This window comes from Microbacterium sp. (assembly GCF_035554235.1).
Lineage (GTDB): Bacteria > Actinomycetota > Actinomycetes > Actinomycetales > Microbacteriaceae > Microbacterium.
Genome location: NZ_DATMIO010000277.1, coordinates 1 through 2,688, shown reverse-complemented (window position 1 = coordinate 2,688; position 2,688 = coordinate 1). Strand labels below are relative to the sequence as shown.

The following is a 2,688-nucleotide window of genomic DNA, read 5'->3' as shown; positions in this document are numbered from 1 at the left end:
GGCGAACCGCACCCCATGCTCGGCGACATCGAAGGGTTCAAGGTCCAGCGCTTCTCTGTCGATGAGTTCGACGCCCAGAGCCGTTTTCAGAACATCGACAAGGTGATCCACGTCGGTGTGACCACCAATAGGGACCCGGTCTTGGAGACCGCGTGGCTTCAGGCGCTCGCCGATGAGCGAGGGCTGCCGAGCGGCATCGTCGCGCGCTGCGACCTTCGCTCAGACGACGCCGCGAGCGTGCTGGACGCGCACTGCGCGTATCCCAATGTGCGCGGGATTCGAGACAACGGGCAGCCGGGTTCATTCGCCGACCCACGGTGGCGGCAAGGCTACGCGAGGCTCGCGGCGCTCGACTTGGTGTTCTGCCACCAGGTGGGCGTAGAGCGCCTCGACGAGGCGCTAGCTCTACTCGGGGAGTATCCGAGCGTGAAGTTCTGCCTCGACCACTCCGCGATGCCGAGGGAGCGGTCCGGCGAGTACTTCCAGCGATGGTCGCGCGCGATCCGCCAGATCGCCGCCTACCCGCAGGTCTCGTGCAAGGTCTCCGCACTGGGGTCCGCGGACCGCCGATGGACGATCGATTCGATCCGGCCGTGGGTGCTGGAGCTCATCGATGCCTTCGGAGTCGACCGGTGCTTCTTCGGGTCCAATTTCCCCGTCGACGGCATCTTCAGCACGTACTCCGACCTGATCGAGGCCTTCCGGTGCGTCGTGGCTGACTTCACGCGGGAGGAACAGGCGAAGCTGCTGCACCTCAACGCGAATCGAATTTTCCGGGTCTGAGCGGACATTCTGAATTCCGCGCTATCTCGAACAAATTGCCAAGCGCGGCCCTGCGGATAACGCCATCCTGGACAGAATGAACGCGTTCCGGCAGGATAGGAGCGCAAGTTGCTGTGTCTGCGGGTCAGCGTTGTCCCCAGGCAACGTCGGGTGTCGGTCCCCAACGCCATCCGTCTGCCCCGCTCGGTCCTCTCGAGCTGCTCGCCATCAGTGGTGGCTCGAGGGGGCCGTTCTCGTGCGCCGAGAACTCCCTCGACTCGCCGCCCCAGCGGCGAATCGAGAGAGTCCTCAGTAGTGAACTGGTCGGCGACGCCCAGTCTCCGCCGGAAAGCCCCTGGCAAATCATGCAGTCCCCACTGCTCCCCAAGCCGATCCGAACCGTGGGCAACGATACCGGCGGGGGACGGGTGTTTGTCCACTGATTAGGGGACAAATAGGGGACCGGAGGGGATAGGGGATTGCCCCTAACCGCTCGGGGTCGTCGCAACGGGTGGTGCCGTCGCGACAGAACTGAAACGCTGGATGCCGTCAGCAATCGCATCGACGGGAGCGCGCAATGTCCCACCGTACCGCCACGAGCGTCCCCTCCCGCTCCGGCTACGCACCGATCAACGGACTCCACCTGTACTACGAGATCCACGGGGCCGGTGGTACGCCGCTCGTGCTGCTGCACGGGGGCCTCTTCGACATCGACCTGCAGTTCGCACCCCTCCTGCCGAGCTTCTCCGCCGGTCGCCAGGTGGTCGCCCTCGACTTCCAGGGTCACGGCCGCACCAACGACATCGACCGGCCCCTGTCGTCGGCGGGCCTCGCCTCGGACGTCGTGGGTCTGCTCGATCACCTCTCCATCGCGAGGGCCGACGTCTTCGGGTTCAGCGTCGGCGGCGCTGTCGCACTCGATCTCGCGATCAACCACCCGGAGCGCGTGAACAAGCTCATCGTCTCGTCGGTCTCGTTCGCCCAATCCGGGCTCCGCGGGCAGAACGCGGAGACGGTCGCGGCGATGACCGTCGACATGATCGCGGGCACGCCGATGGAGCAGGCCTACCTCGCGAAGTCGCCGCATCCCGATCGCGAGCACCTGCAGGGGCTCCTCGACAAGCTCGGCGCCACCTACGAGCACGGCTTCGAGGACTGGTCGGAGGATGAGATCCGCAGCATCGCGGCGCCCACGCTCATCACCGTGGGCGATTGCGACATGGTGACGCTCGATCACGCCGTCCGCTTCCTCAAGCTGCGCGGTGGCGATGTGAACGGCGACTTCGACGGAGTTCCCGCGTCGCAACTGGCGGTGTTCCCGGGCACGACGCACTTCTTCGGCCTCTCGCGCACGAACCTCGTCAGCGACGTCGTGCTGACGTTCCTCGACGCGCCCCCGGCCGCGGAGTGATTCCAGTCATGTGTCGGATGCCGGTGCCAGACTGACCCCCATGCTGCTCACTGATCTGGCGCAGACCTCGGACGCCGTCGCATCCACGCGGTCGCGCCTGGCGAAGGTCGACGCCCTCGCCGAGCTTCTTCGCCGACTCGAGCCCGACGAGATCGCGCCGGCGATCGGGCTGCTGCTCGGCAAGCCGCGCCAGGGCCGCATCGGCGTCGGATGGCGTGGGCTCGCGGCTGCCGCCGGGGCGCCGGCCGCCGAGCCGACCCTCACCGTCGCCGAGCTCGACGAGACCCTCGACGCCCTCGCCGCGACGTCGGGTCAGGGATCTCAGCACGTGCGTGCCGCCGCGCTCCGTGACCTCGTCGGCCGGGCCACGGCGGGCGAGCAGAGCTTCCTCCGCGGCGCGCTGCTCGGCGAGGTGCGCACCGGCGCGCTCGAGGGGGTGGTGACGGATGCCGTGGCCAAGGCATCCGCGCGCCCGCCCGCGCTCGTGCGACGCGCCGCGATGCTCTCGGGCGACC

At 67.7% G+C, this 2,688-nt stretch carries 2 protein-coding genes and 1 pseudogene; all 3 read left to right on the top strand.

Annotation, left to right across the window (positions count from 1 at the left end; all coding sequences use genetic code 11):
- Positions 1-783, top strand: a 783-nt coding sequence (locus VNT50_RS14055) for an amidohydrolase family protein (protein ID WP_325485735.1), incomplete at its 5' end; no start/stop codon positions are given.
- Positions 784-1,339: 556 nt separating this feature from the next.
- The gene (locus VNT50_RS14050; protein ID WP_325485734.1) at positions 1,340-2,173 is read left to right on the top strand and encodes an alpha/beta fold hydrolase; all 834 of its coding nucleotides are present in this window, start codon (positions 1,340-1,342) and stop codon (positions 2,171-2,173) included.
- A 40-nt stretch (positions 2,174-2,213) separates the two neighbouring features.
- Positions 2,214-2,688 (top strand): annotated as a pseudogene (locus tag VNT50_RS14045) (ATP-dependent DNA ligase); the annotation flags it as partial.